The organism is uncultured Caballeronia sp. (genome assembly GCF_964243625.1).
Classification (GTDB): domain Bacteria; phylum Pseudomonadota; class Gammaproteobacteria; order Burkholderiales; family Burkholderiaceae; genus Caballeronia.
The window spans coordinates 1-4,779 of record NZ_CAXTGZ010000472.1 but is presented as its reverse complement, the minus strand read 5'-3'; the positions used below and the strand labels follow the sequence as shown (position 1 = coordinate 4,779).

The 4,779-nt window shown below is 61.4% G+C and carries 6 protein-coding genes; 3 read left to right on the top strand and 3 right to left on the bottom strand.

The window, feature by feature from the left end; genetic code table 11:
• A partial coding sequence (locus tag ACFFAR_RS24990; RefSeq protein WP_174365238.1) for an ATP-binding cassette domain-containing protein occupies nt 1-608 on the bottom strand: 608 nt, incomplete at its 3' end.
• A 300-nt stretch (nt 609-908) separates the two neighbouring features.
• On the opposite strand from ACFFAR_RS24990, the gene ACFFAR_RS24985 reads away from it, so the two are divergent.
• From ACFFAR_RS24985 to ACFFAR_RS24975, 3 genes are read left to right on the top strand one after another with little or no spacing between them, the layout of a single operon-like run.
• Nucleotides 909-1,886, top strand: coding sequence for a polysaccharide deacetylase family protein (locus ACFFAR_RS24985; RefSeq protein WP_174365237.1), 978 nt, complete (start codon nt 909-911; stop codon nt 1,884-1,886).
• Entirely contained in the window at nt 1,883-2,611 is a 729-nt protein-coding gene (locus ACFFAR_RS24980; protein WP_174365236.1) for an FCD domain-containing protein, read from the top strand. Before ACFFAR_RS24985 ends, ACFFAR_RS24980 begins: the two co-directional genes overlap by 4 nt.
• A 25-nt stretch (nt 2,612-2,636) precedes the next feature.
• Nucleotides 2,637-3,227: a flavin reductase family protein gene (locus ACFFAR_RS24975; protein WP_075360334.1), complete on the top strand. Its 591-nt coding sequence runs from the start codon at nt 2,637-2,639 to the stop codon at nt 3,225-3,227.
• Nucleotides 3,228-3,242: 15 nt separating this feature from the next.
• Here ACFFAR_RS24975 and ACFFAR_RS24970 read toward each other — a convergent pair whose 3' ends face one another.
• Both ACFFAR_RS24970 and fnr read right to left on the bottom strand, forming a co-directional pair.
• Nucleotides 3,243-3,992, bottom strand: coding sequence for a YoaK family protein (locus tag ACFFAR_RS24970; protein ID WP_375508642.1), 750 nt, complete (start codon nt 3,990-3,992; stop codon nt 3,243-3,245).
• Between the two features lie 45 nt (nt 3,993-4,037).
• The coding region (gene fnr, locus ACFFAR_RS24965; protein WP_375508641.1) for a fumarate/nitrate reduction transcriptional regulator Fnr at nt 4,038-4,779 on the bottom strand (742 nt) is incomplete at its 5' end.

Below are 4,779 nucleotides of genomic sequence, written 5' to 3'. Positions count from 1 at the left end.
GTGACGTGCACGAAGGTGATGCCGAGTTCCTTTTGCCAGCGCTTGAGTTCGGCGCGCATCTGGATGCGCAGGAACGGGTCGAGCGCCGACAAAGGTTCATCGAGCAACAGGCAACGGGGTTCGTTCAGCAATGCACGCGCGAGCGCCACGCGCTGTTGCTGGCCGCCCGATAATTGCGACGGCTTGCGTTCGGCGAATGCACTCATTGCAACGAGTTCGAGCAGTTCGCCTGCACGCTTGCGGCGCGCGTCTTTTGCGACACCGCGCATCTTCAGGCTGAACGCGACGTTATCGAGTGCGGACAGATGGGGAAAGAGCGCGTAGCTCTGGAAGACCATTGCGGTGCCGCGCGTGGCGGGTTGCGCGCGCGTGACGTTGCGCTGGCCAATGAGGATGTCGCCATCGGTGATCGATTCGTGGCCCGCGATCATCCTCAATGTCGATGTCTTGCCGCAGCCCGACGGTCCAAGCAGGCAGCAGTACTGTCCGCCGGGAATGCGCAAGTCGATGGAATCGACCGCGAGCGAATCGCCATATTGCTTCGACACATGAACGAGTTCGATGTCCGCGGCTTCGGTCTTGAGTACGGCAGAAGTGGACTGACTCATATAGACGGACTCATGCGATGCGTTCCCGGGTAGGTGCTGCACAAAAAAGCAAGCGTTGGCTGGCGGGTCGTCAAATGCAAGACACATGCCACTTTGTTCGCAGCGTCTTGAGTTCCATGCAAACCATCGCTGCTATTGAACGTCTACGATATGGCGTGTAAATTGCACACGATTCGAAATCGATCCGTCGGCGATTGAAGACCGGAAACCGCACGATCAAGGTGCGCCGCCGATCCGCTTCGGGGCGCGATCCACCAAAACGGTTCACGCGCAGTACACGCAGTCATCGGGGTTTTGAATATGGACATCATTGGTCATGCCGGCGCATCACATGGACCCACGTTCGGTCCGCTCGTGACGCATGAGCGGTTTCCGTATCGGGCAATCGCCGATACCGATTCGTTTCGATGGCCGGGAGACACTGGACTTGCCGTCTATCTCGGCTTCAATATCGAACACTTTGCGTTTGGTGAAGGACTCGGCGCGGCGCTGGGTCCCGTCTCGCCGCAACCCGATGTGCTCAACTACAGCTGGCGAGAATACGGCAACCGGGTGGGCGTCTGGCGCTGCATGGAACTGTTCGATCAGCTCGACATGCCTTCGGGCACGCTGATCAACACAGCGCTCTATGATCACTGCCCGGACGTCATCGATGCATGTGTTGCACGCGGCGATGAAATCATCGCGCATGGGCATACGAATGCGCATCGTCAGAGCGATCTCGATGAAAACGCCGAGCGCGCGTTGTTGCTTCATTGCCGCGAGCGGATTGCATTGCATTCGGGCACGCCGCCCTCGGGCTGGCTGTCTCCGTGGATCTCGGAGTCGCACCTGACGCCCGATCTGCTTGCGGAATCCGGCTACGGCTACACGCTCAACTGGTGCCACGATGACCGGCCTGTCCGCATGGCGACGCGCGCCGGCTCGCTCTGGTCGATTCCTTATCCGCAAGAACTCAACGACTTGCCGATGATCATCGGCCGTCAACTGGATGCGTGTGCTTTCGCGGACATGATCATCGACCAGTTCGACGAGATGCTTGAGCAAGCGAACAACAGCCGCCACAAGCAGGCGCTCGTGATGGGTATCGCGTTGCATCCCTACCTGGTGGGACAGCCGTACCGGTTGCGTCATCTGCGGCGCGCGCTTCAACATATCGCGGCGGCGCGCGCAAAAGGTGATGTCTGGATGACCACGCCCGGCGCGATCGCGCGTCACATGGACGAGATGGAACGCGCAGGGCTCACGGGTTCTTCGCGCCTTCAGGCACAAACATGACACCGAAACCCGCGCTGCGCGTCGCAGACAAACCGCCCGGGCGTGACACGCCGCAGGACGTGGACACACGCCTCTATCAGGCGATCTTCGACGGCGTCCTCAATCATCGCCTGACGCCCGGCACCAAGCTGCCGGAGCCGGAGTTGTGCCAGTTGTTCGGCGTTGGCCGCGCGGTCGTGCGGCGCGTGCTGGAGCGCCTCGCGTATGAAGGTATTGTCGCGTTGCGGCCGAACAAGGGTGCGGTGATCGCGGAGCCGTCGCCCGAGGAGACGCGGGAGATTTTCGAGGCCCGGCGTTCACTCGAACGCGTGCTCGTGGAACTCGCGGTGCAACGCGCGAGCGCGCGCGACATTGAAGCGTTGCGCCGCCAGCTTGCCGATGAACACGAAGCCATGCATCGCTTCGACCAGCCTTCGTGGGCGCGTCTTGCCAGCGACTTCCACCTGCGTATTGCAGGACTCGCGGGCAACTCGATCCTGCAGCGCTACTTGAGCGAACTGGTATCGCGATGCTCCCTGATCGTCGGCGTGTACGAGCCTCCGGGCAATGCGCCATGCGAACACGACGAACACGCGGCAATCGTCGATTGCATCGAGGCGCGCGATGCGCCCGGCGCCATCAGCCGCATGGAAGCGCATCTTCGCGAGCTCGAAGAGCGCATCGAAACATCACGCATGCAAGGCGAGAAAAGCCTTGGGCAACTGCTCGGCATGGTTCAACCCTGAGCAAGCAAACACCGGACAGTCCATCATGGAAATCGATTTCGAAGCCATCACCGAATATCAGCGTTACAAACTCATGGCTAGCCTGATCGTGCCGCGTCCCATCGCGCTCGTCACCACCTTGAGCGAGACCGGCACGATCAACGCAGCACCGTTCTCGATGTTCAACATGATGGGCGAGGAACCGCCCATTGTGATGATCAGCATCAATCGTCTCGACGATGGATCGCTCAAGGACACCGCCACGAACATTGCGCGCAGCCGCGAGTTTGTCGTGCATCTCAGCGACGAGGCGATGGCCGAGAAGATGCATCGCTGCGGAGAGCGCCTGCCGCCCGATGTCAGCGAGCTCGAAAAAGTCGGGCTCACGCCGGTTGCGAGTTCGCACGTCGCGCCGCCGAGAATCGTAGAGGCGCCGGTGGCGTTCGAATGTACGTTATGGGAGACGCTGGAAACCACGAGCCGGCATATTTTCATCGGTCGGGTTCACCGGCTGCACGCGCGCGACGAACTCATCGATACCGAAACCTGGCGCGTGCGGCTGCAGCATTACTTTCCGGTCGGGCGCTTCGGTGCCAGCGATTATGTGACCACGCGGGATCGCTTCACGCTCGGTTGAGCAGGCGTCAATACGTCAATGCCGCTGGCCAACGAGATCATCGACCAGCGGCACGACCGCGAGCACCACGAGCATTGCGGCGAGCGGTATCGTTGCGATAAAACCGACGTACTTGAATCCCATCGCCCCCGCAATCCCGCCGGTAAAAAACATCCCCAGCAACGACGCGAGCAGCCCGAGCTTCGACCGGTCCGCCTTCACGGCTTTCATGCCGGGTTCGTCGGTCGAAGTATTCCAGTACACGAGCTTGCCAAGCTCGATACCCATATCGGTTACAAGCCCGGTCACGTGCGTGGTGCGGATTTCCGCCTTGGAGATCTTGGTGATCATTGCGTTCTGCAGGCCCATCACAAAGCAGAGCAACGCGACCGTGGCCGGGACGAACAAGATCCGGTCCTGTTCCAGGTTCGCGCCGATCAGCCCAAAGAGCAGCAGCAACGCAGCTTCGAGCAGCAAGGGCAACGCGTATTCGCTTTGCGCTGCGCGCCGCCTGCCCCAGTTGATCATGATCGCGGACGTGGCGGCGCCCGACATGAACGCCACGAGCGAACTGAGGCCCGCGACAACGAGACCCGTCTCGCCGAGCGACAGGTTATCGGCCAGCGCCGACACCACGCCGGACATGTGCGACGTGTACTGGCCGACGGCAAGAAAACCGCCGGCGTTCGCAGCGCCTGCAATGAACGCAAGCCAGCGCCCGAGGCGCCGGTTGCTCTGGTCGGTGCGTTCGGGCCGCGTGAAGCTGCGCAAATAATTCAGGGGCATCGTGTTCCGCCATCGGCATTGCGAGCCGCGATGTGAGGCGCCCAGTCAGACTTCGGCGAGCCGCTCGCTGTCGACGATCCGGATCTGCTTGCCGTTCGTATCGACGATCCGTTCTTTTTGTAGCTTCGAGAACATCCGGCTCACCGTCTCGAGCTTCAACCCGAGATAGCTGCCAATCTCTTCTCGCGTCATGCGCAGGTTGAACTCTGCCGCCGAATAGCCACGTACCTTCATCCGCGTAGACAGATTCATCAGGAAGGTCGCGACGCGCTGCTCGGCGGTCATCGTGCCCAACATCATCATCAGGCCGGATTCCCTCACGATCTCGCCGCTCATCATCCGGTGGACATGCTGCTGCACGGCTTTGACGTCGTGGCAGAGCTCCTCCAGGAGGTCGAAGGGGATCACGCAAACCTTGCTGTCTTCGAGCGCAATTGCATCGCAGTTCTGTTCGCCTGAGCAGACGCCGTCGAGTCCAAGCGGTTCGCCCGCGATGTGAAAACCCGTGACCTGCTGCTGCCCGTCGCGATGCGTGACCACGGTCTTGAAACAGCCCGTGCGCACGGCGTAAATGCTTTTAAACGCGTCTCCCGTGCGGTACAGCGTCTCGCCGCGCCGCACGAGCCGGGTCGAGCAGACGATCGCATCGAGCCTGTCGAGTTCGGCGCCGGTCAGTTGCGTCGGCATGCAGATGGCGTGCAGGGAGCAGGCGGAGCAGCGGGTGTCGGGGCGCGTAGCGGACGTAGCGGACGTAGCGGACGTAGCGGACGTAGCGGACGTAGCGGAC

Excerpts from the sequence above, each read along its gene's own strand:
- ACFFAR_RS24985 (WP_174365237.1), top strand. The coding sequence starts at position 909 with ATGGACATCATTGGTCATGCCGGCGCATCACATGGACCCACGTTCGGT.
- ACFFAR_RS24980 (WP_174365236.1), top strand. The coding sequence starts at position 1,883 with ATGACACCGAAACCCGCGCTGCGCGTCGCAGACAAACCGCCCGGGCGT.
- ACFFAR_RS24975 (WP_075360334.1), top strand. The coding sequence starts at position 2,637 with ATGGAAATCGATTTCGAAGCCATCACCGAATATCAGCGTTACAAACTC.
- ACFFAR_RS24970 (WP_375508642.1), bottom strand. The coding sequence starts at position 3,992 with ATGCCCCTGAATTATTTGCGCAGCTTCACGCGGCCCGAACGCACCGAC.